This is a genomic window from Microcoleus sp. BM001215392 (genome assembly GCF_036700185.1).
Taxonomy (GTDB): domain Bacteria; phylum Cyanobacteriota; class Cyanobacteriia; order Cyanobacteriales; family Microcoleaceae; genus Microcoleus.
Genome location: NZ_JAUBOJ010000005.1, coordinates 37,988 through 55,155 on the forward strand (window position 1 = coordinate 37,988; position 17,168 = coordinate 55,155).

Annotated in this window: 19 protein-coding genes; 9 read left to right on the forward strand and 10 right to left on the reverse strand. The window is 46.2% G+C overall.

Annotated features, from left to right (window positions below):
- Nucleotides 1–353 precede the first annotated feature (353 nt).
- Nucleotides 354–1,415: a glycosyltransferase family 2 protein gene (locus tag QT974_RS01250; RefSeq protein WP_333466726.1), complete on the forward strand. Its 1,062-nt coding sequence runs from the start codon at nt 354–356 to the stop codon at nt 1,413–1,415.
- Between the two features lie 184 nt (nt 1,416–1,599).
- Here the strand turns inward: QT974_RS01250 and QT974_RS01255 are convergent, their stop codons facing one another.
- The gene (locus QT974_RS01255; RefSeq protein WP_333466727.1) at nt 1,600–1,800 is read right to left on the reverse strand and encodes a hypothetical protein; all 201 of its coding nucleotides are present in this window, start codon (nt 1,798–1,800) and stop codon (nt 1,600–1,602) included.
- 296 nt (nt 1,801–2,096) lie between these two features.
- On the opposite strand from QT974_RS01255, the gene QT974_RS01260 reads away from it, so the two are divergent.
- The 3 genes from QT974_RS01260 (at nt 2,097) to QT974_RS01270 (ending at nt 3,328) form a co-directional block, all read left to right on the forward strand.
- Nucleotides 2,097–2,252 (forward strand): tetratricopeptide repeat protein, encoded by a 156-nt coding sequence (locus tag QT974_RS01260; RefSeq protein ID WP_442933140.1) that lies wholly within the window; start codon nt 2,097–2,099, stop codon nt 2,250–2,252.
- A 303-nt stretch (nt 2,253–2,555) separates the two neighbouring features.
- The gene (locus QT974_RS01265) at nt 2,556–2,789 is read left to right on the forward strand and encodes a DUF4915 domain-containing protein (RefSeq protein WP_333466728.1); all 234 of its coding nucleotides are present in this window, start codon (nt 2,556–2,558) and stop codon (nt 2,787–2,789) included.
- A gap of 11 nt (nt 2,790–2,800) precedes the next feature.
- On the forward strand, nt 2,801–3,328 hold the full coding sequence (locus QT974_RS01270; RefSeq protein ID WP_333466729.1) for a TIGR03032 family protein: 528 nt from the start codon (nt 2,801–2,803) through the stop codon (nt 3,326–3,328).
- Nucleotides 3,329–3,650: 322 nt separating this feature from the next.
- Here the strand turns inward: QT974_RS01270 and QT974_RS01275 are convergent, their stop codons facing one another.
- Nucleotides 3,651–4,190: a Dps family protein gene (locus QT974_RS01275; RefSeq protein WP_333466730.1), complete on the reverse strand. Its 540-nt coding sequence runs from the start codon at nt 4,188–4,190 to the stop codon at nt 3,651–3,653.
- 148 nt (nt 4,191–4,338) lie between these two features.
- Here QT974_RS01275 and QT974_RS01280 point away from each other — a divergent pair, with 148 nt between their 5' ends.
- From QT974_RS01280 to QT974_RS01295, 4 genes are all read left to right on the forward strand, one after another.
- The gene (locus QT974_RS01280; RefSeq protein ID WP_333466731.1) at nt 4,339–6,387 is read left to right on the forward strand and encodes a sugar phosphate nucleotidyltransferase; all 2,049 of its coding nucleotides are present in this window, start codon (nt 4,339–4,341) and stop codon (nt 6,385–6,387) included.
- 394 nt (nt 6,388–6,781) lie between these two features.
- The gene (locus QT974_RS01285; protein WP_193974745.1) at nt 6,782–7,132 is read left to right on the forward strand and encodes a hypothetical protein; all 351 of its coding nucleotides are present in this window, start codon (nt 6,782–6,784) and stop codon (nt 7,130–7,132) included.
- A 117-nt stretch (nt 7,133–7,249) separates the two neighbouring features.
- A complete protein-coding gene (ycf46, locus tag QT974_RS01290) occupies nt 7,250–8,770 on the forward strand; it encodes a stress-responsive protein Ycf46 (protein WP_333466732.1) in 1,521 nt (506 codons plus the stop codon).
- Nucleotides 8,771–8,900: 130 nt separating this feature from the next.
- Nucleotides 8,901–9,254: a DUF1257 domain-containing protein gene (locus tag QT974_RS01295; protein WP_006635781.1), complete on the forward strand. Its 354-nt coding sequence runs from the start codon at nt 8,901–8,903 to the stop codon at nt 9,252–9,254.
- A gap of 158 nt (nt 9,255–9,412) precedes the next feature.
- Here QT974_RS01295 and QT974_RS01300 read toward each other — a convergent pair whose 3' ends face one another.
- The 3 genes from QT974_RS01300 to QT974_RS01310 all read right to left on the reverse strand — a co-directional run bounded on the left by QT974_RS01300 (nt 9,413) and on the right by QT974_RS01310 (nt 12,408).
- The gene (locus QT974_RS01300; RefSeq protein WP_333466733.1) at nt 9,413–10,663 is read right to left on the reverse strand and encodes a glycosyltransferase family 4 protein; all 1,251 of its coding nucleotides are present in this window, start codon (nt 10,661–10,663) and stop codon (nt 9,413–9,415) included.
- 31 nt (nt 10,664–10,694) lie between these two features.
- Nucleotides 10,695–11,990 (reverse strand): glycosyltransferase family 4 protein, encoded by a 1,296-nt coding sequence (locus tag QT974_RS01305; RefSeq protein WP_333466734.1) that lies wholly within the window; start codon nt 11,988–11,990, stop codon nt 10,695–10,697.
- A 202-nt stretch (nt 11,991–12,192) separates the two neighbouring features.
- Complete coding sequence (locus tag QT974_RS01310; protein WP_333466735.1) at nt 12,193–12,408, reverse strand: hypothetical protein; 216 nt, start codon at nt 12,406–12,408, stop codon at nt 12,193–12,195.
- 30 nt (nt 12,409–12,438) lie between these two features.
- Here QT974_RS01310 and QT974_RS01315 point away from each other — a divergent pair, with 30 nt between their 5' ends.
- A complete protein-coding gene (locus QT974_RS01315) occupies nt 12,439–12,618 on the forward strand; it encodes a hypothetical protein (RefSeq protein ID WP_333466736.1) in 180 nt (59 codons plus the stop codon).
- A 114-nt stretch (nt 12,619–12,732) separates the two neighbouring features.
- Here QT974_RS01315 and QT974_RS01320 read toward each other — a convergent pair whose 3' ends face one another.
- The 5 genes from QT974_RS01320 to QT974_RS01340 form a co-directional block, all read right to left on the reverse strand.
- Nucleotides 12,733–13,752, reverse strand: a complete 1,020-nt coding sequence (locus QT974_RS01320; RefSeq protein ID WP_333466744.1) for a glycosyltransferase — start codon at nt 13,750–13,752, stop codon at nt 12,733–12,735.
- 29 nt (nt 13,753–13,781) lie between these two features.
- The gene (locus QT974_RS01325) at nt 13,782–14,366 is read right to left on the reverse strand and encodes a serine O-acetyltransferase (protein WP_333466737.1); all 585 of its coding nucleotides are present in this window, start codon (nt 14,364–14,366) and stop codon (nt 13,782–13,784) included.
- Between the two features lie 50 nt (nt 14,367–14,416).
- Nucleotides 14,417–15,415: a glycosyltransferase family 61 protein gene (locus QT974_RS01330; RefSeq protein ID WP_333466738.1), complete on the reverse strand. Its 999-nt coding sequence runs from the start codon at nt 15,413–15,415 to the stop codon at nt 14,417–14,419.
- Nucleotides 15,416–15,624: 209 nt separating this feature from the next.
- On the reverse strand, nt 15,625–16,611 hold the full coding sequence (locus QT974_RS01335; protein ID WP_333466739.1) for a glycosyltransferase family 2 protein: 987 nt from the start codon (nt 16,609–16,611) through the stop codon (nt 15,625–15,627).
- A gap of 86 nt (nt 16,612–16,697) precedes the next feature.
- A complete protein-coding gene (locus QT974_RS01340; protein ID WP_333466740.1) occupies nt 16,698–17,015 on the reverse strand; it encodes a glycosyltransferase in 318 nt (105 codons plus the stop codon).
- Between the last annotated feature and the right edge of the window lie 153 nt (nt 17,016–17,168).

Sequence of the window (17,168 nt, forward strand, 5' to 3'; positions counted from 1 at the left end):
ATTGTCTGTGATAGCGTTCGGGCCTACAAGAATTAGATTCGTCGCCAGCCTCGTATAAAATAATACAAAGACTTTGTTGATGCCCTTTGGCGGTCAGGACTTGCTGGGTACAGTTTCTTTGACAGACCTCAGCGGCGATTAACTCCTGCATTGCAGTCCGCACCCCGACTGCTATGTCAATGCACCTTTGATAAATTTTGGCAAGATATTCAAAACAAACATCAGAAAAATTCTGACGCTGTGCGATCGACCTTGCTTCTTTGTTAACATACCATTAGATAGCTCGCTTTTATCCAAAAATTTTACACAAAAAAATCTTAGATTAAGTCAACCTGTACACCAATAATTTAGATATGGCATTAATTTCAGTAATTATACCGGCTTACAACGCTGAGGAATTTATTGCGCAAACACTGGAGTCTGTCTTATCTCAAACTTATCAAAACATAGAAATTTTAGTAGTAGACGATGGCTCCACAGATACAACTCCCGCAATTGTCAAATCTTTTGCTCAAAAAGATAGCAGAATCATTTTATTTCAACAGTCAAATGCCGGAGTCGCCGCCGCTCGCAACCTAGCCATTCAAAAATCAAAAGGCGAATACATTGCACCCATTGATGCCGACGATATTTGGTATCCATCCAACCTAGAAAAAAAAGTGAAATGCCTGACTGACTCAGCATCAACAGTCGGAGTTGTCTATTCCTGGTCAGTTGATATCAACGAACAAGACTTGCTCACAGGTGGATTTTATAACTCTACCATCGCAGGAGAAGTTTACACAGCATTAGTTTATAAATATTTTATGGGAAATGCCAGCTCATGTCTGATTCGGCGCGCTTGCTTTGAAAAAATCGGCGGTTACAATTGCCAATTTAAACTAGAAAATGCTCAAGGCTGCGAAGACTGGGAACTTTACCTGCGCATAGCCGAACATTATCAATTTAAAGTAGTACCAGAATATTTAGTGGGCTACCGACAAATTACCAGCAGTATGTCTTGCAACTTTGCAGCCATGGCAAAATCTCACTCTTTAATTATGGCAAATGTTCGGCAGCAACATCCCGAAATTACCCGTAGTATTTATCGCTGGTCTAGCAGCAGTTTTTACATTCATCTAGCTGTTAAAAGCAACCGCAGCGGCAATCACCGGAGTACATTATTTTGGCTGTCTCAAGCTTTAAAAGAAGATTTATTTATGGCGCTATTGCATCACAATCTGTACTTAATGTCAATAAAAACCATCTTAAAAGTTATACTTTTACCCCCAACTAAATCCGGCTTAAAATCTAAAAAAATATCAGAATCGACTAAAGAAACAACACTGGCGAAGATAGAAGCGCGGACGAAAATTCACAGAATGTTGCCGTCGCAGGTTTATGAAAGAATGCGGCTTAATAGTTTAACAAGATAGACTTACGCATTAGTAATCCAGTCTCAATTCCCTAAATCTCCCTTAAGAAAGGGGACTTTAAGATTTTTTATCCCCCATTTTTTCGGGTCGCTGGGGGGAGAGCCGAGGCAAAAAAATACGCCATAGAGGGATAAGCGAGTCTAATTGTCAAACAGTATTTTGTCTATCTCCCGCTGCGATACGATTAGGTTTGAATGAAGTTAACCGATGTTAGGGCGATCGCACTTACGCCAGAAAGATTACCTAACGACTCACCTGTCAAGGCATTTTTGATTAAACCGCCCTGAGAATCTTGAGTAATTGCCAACTGACTGAACGTCAATCCGCCCTTCAGTGCGATCGAGTCTTGATTCAGAAATATTATTGTATACGATCGCGATCGCAATTTCTCTGTAAAAAATCTAACTTCTCATCCACTTAATGACGAATCAGTTTTGAACACCATCCACGAATACGCTCTTTGGGAGTAGCCCACTTTTCATCCGTTGGCTAACCCAACCAAAAAATCCGCCTTGCTGGCAAGACGAAATCAGTAGATAGAAAATGTCACAATAAAATTCAGCAGACAGCCTTTGCGATCGCGCAATTGCTCTCCAAAAACAAGACAACTGGGAAGCCGCAACAACCGAATACTTACAGATTATTGCTACTGAACCTAATTATGCTCCCGCTTACTTTCAATTGGGAAATGCTAAATTAGTCAAAAAACAATGGCAAGAGGCGAGCTCCTGTTACCGCCAAGCCTTAAACTGCGAACAGCGTTACTCTCAAGCGTGGTACAATTTAGGCGTAGCTCTGGAAAATATAGCAGAAGTCGATCGCGCGATCGCAGCCTAGGAACAAGCCGTCACCTACAATCCCAATTATGCGATCGCTTATAATAGCTTAGGAAGCCTACTCGCCAAACAGGAACAACTCGAAGCAGTCCAAATTGCCTATCAAAAAGCTTTAGCAATTCAACCAGATTTGATTCCAGCCTTAGGAAACTTAGCCAGAATTTAATTTGGCTGCGATCGATATGCTGAGGCGGCGACAAATTATCAAAAAGTCTTGCAACTAGACGGCAATAACCTCAATGCAATGACAGCCTTGGTAAAAGTCAACCAAGTAATTTGCTAATGCGAAAACTTAAGCGAAATTGTGGGCGATCGCGAATTTCCCACTTGGCTAGCCCAACAAAAAATCACCATCCGCTGTACTACCTATCAAACCAGCCGATCGATGTTCATCGGTGCTCGCCCATTCGCCAACCGCATCTCTGGTTTTTGGCGGATATTCGATCGCGCAATGGGACTTTTTTGCACGCCGTCGCGGATTTACCTAAGTTCCAAATATCAACTATGGCAATTAGATAACGTGCTAGCAGCGGGATAATTGCATCAAAATTGCGGCTTTACGTGCCCCGCATCGGTTACACAACGCGCGACATCGACATCCACGATCTAGCTGTAGATAGCAGAGGACAACTAATTTTCATCAGCACATTGCTCAATTGCATAGCCACCTTGAGCGATTCTCACAGTTGCAAACCGCTGTGGAAACCCCCGTTTATCTCACAATACGTCCGCGAGGAGCGCTGTCACCTCAACGGTTTAGCGATGGTGGAGGGGAAACCCAAATATGTGACAGCATCGAGTCAGTCTGATGTTGTGGGTGGCTGGCGCGATCGCACAAAAAACGGCGGCATAATCATAGATATAGAATCCAACGATATCATCGTCACTGGATTGTCAATGCCGCACTCACCCCACTGGTATCAAGACCAATTGTGGGTACTAAATTCGGGATCGGGAGAGTTAGGTTATGTGGATTTAGAGACTGGGACATTTCAGGATCTCGCATTTTGTCTCGGATACGTGCGAGGACTGGCATTTTGGCAAAACTTGGCGATTGTTGGACTCTCTAAACCTTGAGGTAGCGACAAAACTTTTAGCGGCTTAGAATTAGATGATTTGTTAGTACAAAAAGATGCTGACCCTCGTTGTGGTATGATGGTAATTGATATTAATGCTGGCGCTATTGTTCGCTGGCTCCGATTTTAAGGAGTCGTTACTGAACTCTACCATCTGCAAATTATTCCAGAAGTGTAAAGGACAATGGCTTTAGGTTTTCAGACTGAAGAAATTGCTCAATGAATTACTTTGGGATTTTAAAAATTCGCCAGGTAATTAATTACCTGGCGAACTTTCGGATTAAGTTAACATTAATCTCGCGCGCAATTGCCCTAGCATCAATCTAAGCGTGAGAAGCTGTAGGAGTTTTAGCTTGTGGCTGCTGGCCGTCTGGCGCCAGCGATTCGCCTTCAATAAACGATCGCAACATCCAAGCCATTTGCTCGTGCTGTTCCATCAAACCCGTCAAAAAGTCTGCGGTTCCATCATCCTTAAACTCTTCAGCACACTGTTCGACGTGTTGGCGGAGATTGCGAATAACCAATTCGTGATCGTCAACCAAACGCGATACCATCTCAGTCGCCAAAGGCAAATCGCCGATATGTTCTTTAATCGAAGCATACTTGAGAAAACCCTCAGCAGTACCAATTGGGTAGCCGCCTAAAGCCCGAACCCGTTCGGCCAAAGCATCAATATTCTCAGTCAAGGCTTGGTAGTGTTCTTCCCACAACTGGTGGAGCGATCGAAACTGCGGGCCTACTACATCCCAGTGATACTTTTTGGTTTTGATTAACAGCAGATAAGCATTTGACAGGTCGTGATTCAACAGTTCGATAACGCCTGCACGTTGCTCCTCGGATAGACCTATGTTTAACTTACGCATTGAAACTGTTCCCTCAGCTCTCAGATTACATTTATTAGAACAAATTCCCCCAGCCACCTACATCAACCCAGAGGACGATCGCACTTTAGTCAAATATCTCCGTTTCAGGTTAAAGTAATCACAATATAGATGCCCTTAGATAGATGCAATGAAACTTTTTGTTCCGGGCCGCCTTTGTTTGTTTGGCGAGCACAGCGATTGGGCCGCCAGTTATCGCCCGCACAATGCCGCTATAGAAAAAGGCTGCACTTTGATAGCCACTACAAATCAAGGAATTTATGCCGAAGTCAAAAAACATCCGACACACTTGATTTTGCGGGCAGCTTTAAATGACGGTACAAAAATTGAAGCTGCACTCCCCATGGCAAAAAATGCTCTGCTTGCTGAGGCCCAAACAGGAACTTTTTTCAGTTATGCAGCCGGTGTTGCCGCTCAATTTATCTCCCGCGGCGGTGGGGGAGGACTAGAAATTGACAATTATTTAACAGATTTGCCAATTCAGAAAGGCTTGTCTTCAAGTGCCGCAATTTCCGTGTTAGTAGCCCGCGCTTTTAACCGCCTATACGATTTAAAAATGAACGTCCGTGCCGAAATGGAAATGGCTTATCTAGGCGAGACAGCCACACCTTCCCGTTGCGGCCGCATGGATCAGGGTTGCGCCTATGGAAATCGCCCTATTATGATGATTTTTGACGGCGATAAAATGGATGTTGTTGAGCTAAAAGTTGCCCAAGATTTGTTTTTTGTCATCGTTGATTTGGGCGCCAGCAAAAACACTCAAAAAATTCTGGCAAGCCTAAATCAGGCTTACCCGTTTGCTGTGAATGACATTCAAGCAAACGTGCAGAAATATCTCGGTGCGATTAGTTCTCAAATTACCCAAGATGCCGCCGCAGCTTTACAGCAGGGAGATGCGGCTAAAGTCGGCGAGTTGATGAAAGTTGCCCAGAGGGAATTTGACAAGCATTTAATCCCCGCTTGTCCAGAGGAATTAACTGCTCCTGTCTTGCACAAACTCCTGACTTATCAACCGATTGGGCCTTATATTTTGGGCGGTAAGGGAGTAGGTTCTCAGGGAGACGGCACGGCGCAGTTTATCGTGAAAGACGCAGAAAGCCAACAGCAGGTTATCGATATTATCAACAGCGATTTTCCTCAGATGGAATGTCAGAAACTGACTATTAGTTCTCAGACAAATTTGCCGCCGGAAACAGAATTTAATGCAGCCACCCCAGAAATATACAGGCTTCCCGCCTGTTCCACGCAGATAGAAGAAAGAAAAGATGCAGAAAAAACTTCTCGACTGCAAGTCAGAAAAGCCGTGATTCCGGCGGCTGGTTTCGGCACTCGGATGTTCCCGGCAACTTTGGCAGTAAAGAAGGAATTTTTGCCAATTATCGATCGAGACGGCCGCGCTAAACCAATAATTTTGGCAATTGTGGAAGAAGCTTTGAGTGCGGGAATCGAGGAAGTTGGTATAGTTGTGCAAAATGGATCTCGCACTTTTTTTGAAGATTTCTTTAAAACTGGGCCGTCTCCCCAACTTTTCCAAAAACTGTCTCAGCAAAATCAGGAATATAGCCAATATTTACAAGAGTTGGGGCAGCGCGTTACAATTCTGACTCAGGATGTTCAGGAAGGATTCGGCCACGCGGTATTCTGTGCTAGAGAATGGACGAATTGCGAGCCATTTCTCCTGCTTTTGGGCGATCACATTTACTCGTCGCAAACTGAAATTTCTTGCGCGCGCCAGCTATTGGATGTTTACTCGCAAGTGCAGCAAAGCGTGATTAGTTTGAGGGTAACACCATCTGATGTAATTCATCACTACGGCTGTGCGGCGGGTGTTTGGCAGCAACAAGATGCTATTTTGTCTGTGACGCAAGTTTACGAAAAGCCGGATGTCGAGTATGCGCGGCAGCATTTAAGCGTAGAAGGCATGGCGGAGGATTTATTTTTAACTATGTTTGGGATGTATGTCCTGGATTCTAAAATTTTTGATTATTTGGCAGAACATATTAATGCTAATTTTCGAGAAAAAGGCGAATTTCAGTTAACTTCGTGTTTGGATAAGTTGCGGGAGTTCGAGGGATTGGCTGGTTATGTTGTGCAAGGGCGGTGTTTTGACACGGGATTGCCGGATGTTTACCGGCAGACTCTGATTGATTTTCCCATATCTCGCGGGGCGATCGGCTAATCTACCCGCGCCGTTTCCCCTATGTTTGATCGTTCGGATTTCAGTCCTCATCAAACGAATAACTGCAACTCCCCATTCCCCGTCCCCTAGACAAATCCACAAACCAGCATATATATGTATAGTCGATCGACCTTGACGCTACCACTTGACGCCAACTCCAAACCTTTATCTCATCAGTCATTCCCCTCTAAAATTTAAAATCTCAAATCTCAAATCGTCATATCTGTCGCTGCCTCATCAGCTATATCCATTGTTTTTGCGTTGTTAGCCGCCCCAAAATCCGATAGTTTGTAAAGAAATATTACATAATGACGCTAAAGCAGCATAGAGGCTTGACAGCAAAGAATTAAGTGGCTAATCTAGTATACATACCCGGGTAAGTCAATTCACTGATATGCAAGAAAAGCAAAAAGTTACACTGTATCTTCCACCTGAACTGCATCGCCAGCTCAAAATTAAAGCCGCAGTAGAAACAGAACCGATGTCATCAATTGCAGAAAGGGCAATTGTCTTCTACCTAGGAAACCCCGAACTGGTTGACGAAGTAGAAGCTTCCTACGGACAAACCCACCGGGTGTACACTTGTCCAGAATGCACGGGTTCTGTAGTAATGCGAGATGGAGAACTGGCATCGGTAACAAGTCAGCCGAGCGTATTGGCTGAGCAGGAGCTTCCAGTCAAGCAAGTGTCGGGCGTCAGTGCCAGCACTGCCCAACCGGGAGAGGAAGAATTGGTTCCCTGCTAAGAATGCTTTGCTTCCCAAAACATCTCTAACTGAAATTTCCTGAAATTTTCAGTAACAGGGCTAAAGGCAGCATTGAGAATCAGCAAAGATAGCACCGTCTCTAGTGGGTCGAGGAATATGCAAGAAGAGATCAGTATCCTAATCCAAGCTCAATATCCTCTGATCTACCTCGTGACATCCGAGGAAGAGCGGTGTGAGCAAGCAATTTCGACAATAGCTCAAGCCAAACCACAGCGACGAGTATTTATCTGGACTGTAACTCACGGCATTGTGGAATACGGTCAACCCCGCACCACCACCCAGCACAACACCGTCTCGCCAGAGGCAGCCATTGAGTGGGTGATCAGGCAGCGAGAACCCAACAGCAACGCCAGCATCTACATTTTCAAAGATTTACATCCTTTTATCGATTCTCCTCCGGTAACGCGGTGGTTGCGAGATGCGATCGCCAACTTCAAAGGAACGCAAAAGACAATTATACTGATGTCTCCTTTGCAGCAAATCCCGATCGAGCTAGAAAAGGAAGTAGTGGTATTAGACTTCGCGCTCCCAGACATGAAGGAACTAAACCAGGTATTGTCTGGCCAGTTGGAGCAAACCAAATCGCGACGCATTACCACAGAAGGGCGAGAAAAACTTTTAAAAGCAGCCTTGGGATTAACTAAGGACGAAGCTGAAAAAGTTTATCGCAAAGCCCAAGTTTGCACGGGGCGCTTAACAGAAGAAGAAGTAGACATCGTTCTGTCGGAGAAAAAGCAATTAATTCGGCGCAACGGCATTCTAGAGTTCATTGAAGAAGACGAAACCCTAGATGCAGTTGGCGGTTTAGAAGAGCTGAAGCGGTGGCTCAGACAGCGTTCCAACGCCTTTACAGAACGGGCGAGAGAATACGGTCTGCCCCAACCCAAAGGAATGTTAATTCTCGGTGTACCGGGCTGCGGAAAATCGCTGATTGCCAAGACCACTTCGCGCCTCTGGGGACTGCCCCTGCTGAGGTTAGATATGGGAAGAGTCTACGATGGCTCGATGGTAGGTCGATCGGAAGCCAACCTCCGCAACGCCCTCAAAACCGCAGAATCCATCTCCCCAGCCATCCTCTTCATCGACGAACTAGACAAAGCCTTTGCCGGAGGCACTGGTTCGGCCGACTCAGACGGAGGCACCTCCAGCCGGATTTTCGGTTCATTCCTCACTTGGATGCAAGAAAAGACTTCCCCAGTCTTCGTAATGGCAACAGCCAACCGCATCGAGCGTTTACCCGGGGAATTCTTGAGGAAAGGTCGATTCGACGAGCTGTTCTTTGTTGACCTACCAACGAAAGAAGAACGCCAAGATATATTCAAAATTCACCTGTCAAAACGGCGTCGGGAAATTTCTCGCTTCGATTTAGAGCAACTTTCCAATGTTTCCGACGGCTTTTCAGGAGCAGAAATTGAGCAAGGGCTAGTAGCAGCCATGTACGAGGCCTTCGCTCAAGATAGAGAGTTTACGCAGTTAGATATCATCGCGGCCATTAAATCTACATTGCCACTGTCTAAAACAATGACCGAACAGGTCAGCGCCCTCCGAGATTGGGCGAGACAGCGCGCACGGCCCGCTGCGTCTTCCGTCGCTGAATACCAGCGAATGGAATTCTAAAAGCTTTCTCCTGGTCCAAACAGGAGCAAAGGCTAGCAACAGCTAGCAGTTCGATTGAAGAGCCGCCCAGCGGCACCGTTAAATCCAGACCGTTGTTGTTTCTCTCTCAGTTTTATTAGGAGGAAATCCAATGTCTCACTTTAGCACTCTGCGTACAAAAATCACCGATGCCGAAATCTTGAAAGCTTCCCTACGTGACTTGGGCATTTCAGTCAAGTCAGAAGCTGATGTTCGCGGTTATAACGGTCAGCGCGTTCGCTCCGACATCGTGGCGATTCTGGAAGGCGAATACGACCTGGGTTGGTCTCGCAATAGCGACGGCTCCTTTGACTTGATTGCCGACCTGTGGGGCGTCGCCAAAAAGCACAATCAAACTGAGTTAATTAACTCCATCAACCAGAAGTACGCAGTTAACAAAACCTTGGCAGCAGTCAAGCAGCGCGGTTTGCAAAACGCCAACGTCAAGTTGGTAGTCCAAAACTAATCGCTGTGCGCGTTTCCAAGCTCGCGGGTTAACCAAATACTGGTTAACCCGTTTTTAGCCCGCTAGGATCGAGAGTGGGTTTTTTTAACCACACACTTTTTTAGCAACCCCAAGCAGCAGCTTTCAAATTGAGAGCTGCTGCTTTAGTGCTTGATTAGTTAATGCTTTTGGCAAGTGTCGATCGTTTGTTGATAGATTTCGATCGTGCGATCGACTTTGCGATCCCAGTCAAACTGCTGCCGCACCCGCTCCCGTCCAGCATTACCCATACTTTGCCGCAGCTCCGCGGACTCACCTAGCTTCAGCATAGCATCACTCATTCCCTTGATAAAGCCTTCTGGAGAAGTTGGTTCTACCAAAATACCGCAAGTGGAATCGACATAATCGGCTGGGCCGCCCCAGTTCGTTGCTATAATTGGCAAGCCGACTGCCATTGCCTCCATCACCACGGCCCCGCCGCATTCCCGCAAGCTGGGGTAGACCATGGCATCGGCTTGCTGCATTTTGAGAGCGCACTCCTCCTGCGACAACCAGCCACTGAATACAACGCTACTTTCGATACCTAAACGAGCTGTTTTAGCTTCGAGTTCTCCTCGCATCTCCCCATCCCCGATAATTTCCAAAACCGCATCAGTTTGAGTGGGGACAGCGGCGAAAGCTTCCAGCAGCAAGTCTACACCTTTCCAGTCTGCCAGCCGTCCCAGGAAAACAAAATGAATTTGTTTATTTGGCTCCTTTGATGCGGTAGAGTCCGATCGCCACACCGAGAAATCGACACCGTTTTCCACAAGTTCAATGATTTTACCCTGCACTCCAGTCGGAAGTGCTTTCTTTGTGCGATCGTTTGCCACCAAGAGGGTCTCGGCTTTAATTTTACCGGGAAAAACACGGTTGAAGAAATCGACAAACTGATAACCGAACTCGATTAAAATATCAATCGTCGGATTTTGGCGCGATCGAAATGCCAAAGGAAATTTAACCGCCGTGTTCATCGGCCCGATAACTACGGGCGCCCCCAATCCGAACATCAGCGAGGGGAATTTTGGCGAGACCGGTGTTGGCTCGTGTACAATGTCAATCTGGTGTTCGCTCACCAGTCGCTGAACAAGGCGGCGCTGCATTTTTTGGGTGTAGATGTGGCTGAGCAGACCGATAGTAGGTGCGCCGATCCTTGGAGGCAAAAATTCCTCTATCTTCCTAAGCAGTCGGTGTATCCAAGTGTCGGGTACGAAGTGCATTCGATCGCAATCTTCGGGAAATAAAGCTTCTAGTTCAGCCTGCGTGCGTGCGTGAACTACCAACCATGTTTCAATTTGTCGCGATCGAAGTATTCGGAAGTAGTTCAGCGGCAGTAAGGATTCGCCGCCGAATTTAGCTGAGGCATTTTGAGCGACAATGACAATTCGCATAACTTGTTTTGCTCCCAACTGAATTAGTAGACTACTTTGACTGAGAAGCTGCTTTTTCGCCAATCATTTTTTGATAAATTTCAACTATTTTTTCTGCCTTGCGATCCCATTCAAATTCTTTTGCCTTTTCCATCGAATTGGCAGACATCCATTCCCGCAACTTATCGTCTTCGACCAAAATTTTTATTTTGTTGCTTAATTCTTGGGTGAGATATTCTCTTGACTTTGGCTCGATCCTAAAACCTGTTTCTTCAGTTACATACTCCCCGATACCGCCGTTGTTGGGAACAATGCAAGGCAGACCGCAAGCCATCGCTTCCATCACCACTGCGCCACCAAACTCCCTGATCGAAGGAAAGCAAAAAATATCTGCCTGCCTGTAATATTCAACTGTTTCTTCTTGACCTACCCAACCAGCAAACTTGACTTTTTCTCCTAAGTTAAGTTCCTGTACTTGAGTTTCTAAAGAGTTTCTTTCTTGCCCGTCACCTACTATTGTCAAGCAAACTTTTTCTTTAACATCAGGCTCTAATCTATTAACTGCTTCTATGAGAATATCAGCACATTTGTAAGGAACTAGCCGAGCTACAAACAGTAAATTTATCTTACTGCCCTTTCTGATTTTTTTTGTTTCTGTTAAAAAACTGCTGGCAATACCGTTTTCGTAAAACAGTTCAATTCGACTGTCGGGAATAGCAAACATCTCTTTGATCAGGTTCAAAGTATATCTCGAACCTGCTAATATTTTATCAGCTTTTTTATAAGTTTCCACATAGCCCGGTATTAATTTTCTACCCACAGCTCTGAAAAAGTTTAAGTAAGCATATTCCTGTTTCGCTATTTCTTCAAACCCCGGGGGAAAAGGAACGCCTCCATTGAGAGGCCCGATCATTACTGGAGTGTGGGCACAAGCCTTAATCACTTTGAAAGGGTATCGCGGCTGCATGGGAGTTAAGGCATGAACTAAATCGTAATCTCCTCTCTGAATTCGATCTTTAAAGGTTTCATAAACTCTATGATTGAATTCTGCATAAACTGGATAGCCTAAAACATTAGCTAAAGGCCAGTTATTTTTGCCTTTCATTGTCAGGCGGTCAACCACTATGGGAAAGTATTTTTTTGTCAGCTCGCTTTCGGCTATATAATTAATGTTAGAGTGTTCTTTTAACTTTGACAGAGGAGTTTTATTTCTTTCGTGGGTAACAAGAGTTACATCTGCCAGTTTGCTAAGTGCTTGGTAAAATTTGTAACCTACCAAAGGTACAGATGCCGCCTCGGGGTTGCACTGCTCTACAATTAATAAAACTTTTAATTTTTGGTTGTTCATTTGTTTTGATGCTTTTGTTTGTAATTTTCTTGGTTGTAACAGGGGAGTACGCGGTGCTGAATTCACAACCACAGTGCATTTAGGAGAGTTTTTATTTTTCGCTCGATATTTTTTAGCATCTAAGTTTGGGGATTTTATGGGTAACTCTAACCAATTTTTTCCAGCAAAGCTTTGTATCCAAAGGTAGAAATCGGAGTCAGTGTTAACAACTTGCCGGACTCAGCAGCAGCTTTGGGATCGAAGCGCTGCGGACACCTTCGATCGAAGTTTGCGGAAAAGTACGGCGATTGATGATGCGATCGCCAAACTCTCGATCGCGATCGGGGGAAATTTCTGCCTTCGATTCATCGCTGACTAGATAGATTATGGTGTCACAGCCATTGTTTGAAGAACATTGGAAATCGACTGAGTATAGCATTCTCAAGGCACTCTTTGGTTAGCTTTAGTTGTGAAGTCACCACATTTGATGCGGACTCCAACAGTCGCAGACAATTCACTAGCAGAGTCAGCATCTAGAAGGATTCGCCGCAGCCGATCGAACCCAACTTCGGCGAGCAGGGCCGATGGTGCAGCCCGCCACAAAAATTATGCGGTAAGCGCTTTTACCGCCGATCGAACTGGGAACTGAAATACTTGGAAATCATAGGGGGAATCTCCGATCGCAAATAGTTTTTGCCACTACTTATTAGTTGTGTTTGTTGACATCTAGCCCGATTGTTCAGAGGTAGGAGCGATCGAGCGCTTATCGTAAAACCCGGTCTTCGGGAGTGATTGTAGCTGCACTTTTGTATTCGATCAAGTTGCTGCGCTGTCCTAGCAACCGGCGTTTGTGAAACAGCATCTGACCCTGCAATTGAGGAAATCTCCCCAACACGCAAGATAATGCGTAGAGAGCTGCATCCTTTGATTTTAAGTTTTGCTGCATCCGGCGATAGATGCGGTAGCCAAGTATCGGGTAGCCTCCAAGCAACAACAGGCTCCACCCCTGTGTCAACCAGGCTGTCCCGATTGCTAGCACGGGCAAAACGAATCCCCAGAACCAGATGCTGGTGGTGTCTTTGACCCAGTGGCGCTCGGGAGTGTTCCCGTGCAGCCAGGAACCTTCGGCGTAGGCGTGACCTGCTCTTTGAGAACGCTTCCACCACTGGTCAAAACGCGTCATTTGGGCGTCGTGCAGGGTCATTTCTGCATCTAAGCGATCGATTTTCCAGCCGTTTTGACGCAGCCTGACGCACAATTCCGGTTCTTCGCCGGCAATTAGTGCGGGGTTGAAACCGCCTGCTTGGTGAAATGCTGCGACGCGCATCATGGAGTCGCCGCCGCAGGCTTTTGCCTCCCCGATGGGGGTGTCCCACTCCATGTCGCACAGTCGGTTGTATGCTGTGGCGTTGGGAAATCTTTCGCGCCGGCGCCCGCACACTATAGCTACGTCTGGTTTGGCTGTAAGTTGTTGCGCGGCTACTTGGAGCCAGCCGTCAACGATTTCACAGTCACCGTCTACAAATTGGACAAATTCAATGTCTGGAACTAATTGCAGCAAGCGGGCAAAGCCTTCGTTTCGGGCGCGTGCTGCGGTAAAAGGTGTAGATAGGTCGAGTTCTACTGTATCGGCTCCGATCGACCGTGCTAACTCTAAGCTACCGTCTGTTGAGCCGGAATCGACATAAACAACCAAAGCTATTTTTCCGATCGCCGATCGCAAGCACGCTCCGAGGCGAGATCCTTCGTTGCGTCCGATCGCCACCAATCCAACTTTATGCAATTGAGACATAATCAATGCTATCTAGTAATTTAAGTATTTTTGTCTTGTATTTTTTTGCTTCCAACGATCTTCGCCGGAATGCCAACGGCAGTTTGACCCGCCGGCACGTCACACAGCACAACAGCGTTGGCGCCAATGTTTGCACCGTCTCCCAAACTGATGCCCCCGAGAAGTTTAGCACCTGCGCCGACGTTGACTCGCGTTCCCAATTTTGGGGCTTCTAAGGGGCGATCCAAGTAGCGATTTCCTAAAGTTACACCTTGGCGGATGATACAGTCGTCGCCAATGACACAGTAACCGTGAATCACGATACAGCCTTCGTGTTCAATGACGACCCGGCGGCCGAGTGTAACGGTGAAAGGCAAGTCTATCCCGTAAGTATTGCGGACTTTTCGGTAGAGCGATCGATACAAAATGCTCAACGGAGCCCGAAACAGTTTTGGTTCTACCTGCATTCTCCAGACGCCGAACCTTTGAACGGCTACGGCCCGAAATCCCGGTTTTGTCCAGTCGCGTCCGTGAGCGATCCAGTCTTCTTTGATTTGTTGCCAAAGTCCCAATTCTGGGATTTCTCTTTGAGTTGCAGTGTCTGTGAGTTCCGGCTGCGCTACCATAATTTATTCCGGCGATCGGTTATTTGTTTGTTTGGAACAGAGTGATTTTACTATTTTGCACTGATCTCTAAATATTCTAATGCCATGCGCAGAGAATTTAGGTCGATGCGGGTGGGAGTGGCTGCAAACTTTCTAGCTTGTTGTTTAAAGTCTAGTTCTGCGATTACGTCTTGTGTAATTTGACCGCTAACGGCACACCAAGTTCCGCCCACAGCTCCGACAATATTGCGGTACATATCGACTACATAACCGGGATGAAACAATTCTATTAGCTTAACTCGGTAACGGTTTAATACCAAATGAGAGATAGCTGCCCCGTGCACTCCGACTATGATTTTAGCATTTGTTGCTACCGACCACTGTTCGCTAATCGGGATATCTTCAAAGTAATATTTCCGAAATCCGTATGCTTGCAAAAATTGTTCTACTTCGCTTTCATTTATTAAACTTCTGGCTCCTTTGCGAGCAATAAATATTCTTTCTGGAGTTTCGCGGCTCCACCCTTCAAAATCCAATTCGCCGAATAAATTGGTGTACCACCCGTCATAAGAGTACATATAGTTTTGGCTTGCTAATATCAGCTTACCGTCAATATCTTTGTCGGTACACAGCACGGATGCTCCCAGCAGGTTGTAGATATTTTTGGCCATGTTGGTAGCATTCGATCGCACAACCACTGTGATTTTGTCGCAAATTTTTTTAGCAGCTAAAAGTTGGGGTACTACGCCAGTCATCATGTGGGCTATGTTGCCATCTGTTTCGTAGCGGGAGTCTAAAATGTACGAGCCGTCAACTAACATCGGGGGGGTTAATTTTCGGTAGATTTTTTGGTAAATATTGCCGCTATTTTTTTCTATTGACCGGGTTGAGCCTTGGCGAACTATGATTTCTACGGACGGTCTTTCTAATAAATATTCCGGCAAGTTAATTTCCATGATATCGGGCTTCCACGCACTCGCCAATCGCGTGGGGTAGGTAAACATTTTCGATGCTGCTATTGGTATGGAGCGGCCAGATAGTAGAGTGCTGGTTTCGGGTTCGCTGTTCATTGCAATCACCTGCCAATATTGGTGTATTCTGCGCTTCTGCAGCCAATTATTTTGAGAAGCGCAAATTTTTATTATCTACTGGGCTTTGTGCGCGCTATCAATGAAAAATTGAGAACGTAAACTTTAAAAATATCGTGGAAAAAGCGGGCGCAAATTCTCAGAACATCAATTTTTAAATTTTCTATCCTCAATTTCCCCGTGTTGGGCAGTTAGCCTCCTTTAAAAAAGACGCTGTTGGACATGAAATCGCTGAGCATCTTCGGCGGATCTGTATCCGGCTTGCGCTGAACTACCCGCCGCATTCTCCAAAAAACAAAGCCGGAAGCCCAGAATAAATCGGCTAATGCTGTGTACAACCAACCGTAGTTTTTGACAAAGTACCGGCGCCGGGAATCGTACCAGTATTGGGGAAGTCGCTTAGTCCGAGGTTGAAAGTTATTGACGCCGGAACTTTGCCCCACGAGGTGGACGACTCGGCTTTCTGGTACGTACCAGCAACTCCAACCTGCTCTGTTAGCTTGCAGGCAAAAGTCCATTTCTTCGTAATACATGAAATATACTTCGTCTAGCAGGCCAACTGCCTCAAATACTTCACGGCGGACGATCGCGGAAGCTCCTGCTACCCAGTCTGTTTGGCAGGTTTCTTGGGGGACGGGAGGAGCTACTGCCCACCTTGCTAGCAGTTTTGATACGATCCCGAGCCGCCAGCCGAAATCGAACTCGCTGGCTAGGGTATGAAACCGAAACGCTGACTGCTGGGGAGTACCGTCAGGATCTTCCAAGCGGCTGCCGGCAATGCCAGCGTCGGGATGAGCGTCCATGAAGTCCACCAGTGCTTTGAGAGCTCCGGGGCGAACTACGGTGTCTGGGTTGAGCAGCAGGACGTAAGGGGGGGGATTGGTGGATTGCAGGGCGGGACGGATCAGGGCGTTGTTGCCGAAGGCAAATCCGCCGTTCCGGTCTAAGGGGACGAAGGATGCCCATTCGCTCCAGCCTTCTGAGTCTATGGCTGCTGGTATTTCTGCGGTAGAGTTGTCGCCTGATGCGTTGTCGCCAACTACAACCCGCGTACCGGGGACGGATTGCACTTCGCTAACTAGAGAGCGCAAGCAGTCAATTGTCAAACTAGCGGTTCGGTAGTTAACAATGACAACCAGCAGTGGATACGGGTGATTGGACTCGCTGGCATTAGACATAAGTGCAGTTGTTGGTTTAACAACTTTTTAGCTCAAGTTGTAGCGATTTGGCAAGATCGTGCGATCGCCCGGAGTGGTGGTATCGGCTACTGTTTCGATCGCTCCAACATACTTAACAAAAGCTGCCACCGCTGCTTGTGCATTTCTTGGTGACTTAGGCTGCGATCCTTTTTCAGAGCTGCCATGCCCATATTTTGCTGTAAATTCAAGTTTTCTCCCGACTGTTTGAGCAAGTTGGCCAGCGCAGCGGGGTTGTCGCAATTGGCGATCGAGCCTGTGACGCCGTTTTCGATGCAGTCGCGGAGGATGTTGGTGGGAGCATCTGATTTTTGTAAAAAGCATTTTTTTCTTATAGTGCTGTCGAGAGATCGGGTATCGTATAATAAGCGATCTCTCGACAGCACTATTAAATGCAAAACTGGGATGCTCCCATGTTGGTTCTGCTCTGGGAATAGATAATTTAAATCCACAACAGGTTATTAAGTCAATCTTTAAGTCTATCTAATAGACTTGAATTGCATAAGTCTTTGATTGATACATAAACCGCAGATGTCAGA

Excerpts from the sequence above, each read along its gene's own strand:
- QT974_RS01250 (WP_333466726.1), top strand. The coding sequence starts at position 354 with ATGGCATTAATTTCAGTAATTATACCGGCTTACAACGCTGAGGAATTT.
- QT974_RS01275 (WP_333466730.1), bottom strand. The coding sequence starts at position 4,190 with ATGCGTAAGTTAAACATAGGTCTATCCGAGGAGCAACGTGCAGGCGTT.
- QT974_RS01280 (WP_333466731.1), top strand. The coding sequence starts at position 4,339 with ATGAAACTTTTTGTTCCGGGCCGCCTTTGTTTGTTTGGCGAGCACAGC.
- QT974_RS01285 (WP_193974745.1), top strand. The coding sequence starts at position 6,782 with ATGCAAGAAAAGCAAAAAGTTACACTGTATCTTCCACCTGAACTGCAT.
- ycf46 (WP_333466732.1), top strand. The coding sequence starts at position 7,250 with ATGCAAGAAGAGATCAGTATCCTAATCCAAGCTCAATATCCTCTGATC.
- QT974_RS01295 (WP_006635781.1), top strand. The coding sequence starts at position 8,901 with ATGTCTCACTTTAGCACTCTGCGTACAAAAATCACCGATGCCGAAATC.
- QT974_RS01300 (WP_333466733.1), bottom strand. The coding sequence starts at position 10,663 with ATGCGAATTGTCATTGTCGCTCAAAATGCCTCAGCTAAATTCGGCGGC.
- QT974_RS01305 (WP_333466734.1), bottom strand. The coding sequence starts at position 11,990 with ATGAACAACCAAAAATTAAAAGTTTTATTAATTGTAGAGCAGTGCAAC.
- QT974_RS01310 (WP_333466735.1), bottom strand. The coding sequence starts at position 12,408 with ATGCTATACTCAGTCGATTTCCAATGTTCTTCAAACAATGGCTGTGAC.
- QT974_RS01325 (WP_333466737.1), bottom strand. The coding sequence starts at position 14,366 with ATGGTAGCGCAGCCGGAACTCACAGACACTGCAACTCAAAGAGAAATC.
- QT974_RS01330 (WP_333466738.1), bottom strand. The coding sequence starts at position 15,415 with ATGAACAGCGAACCCGAAACCAGCACTCTACTATCTGGCCGCTCCATA.
- QT974_RS01335 (WP_333466739.1), bottom strand. The coding sequence starts at position 16,611 with ATGTCTAATGCCAGCGAGTCCAATCACCCGTATCCACTGCTGGTTGTC.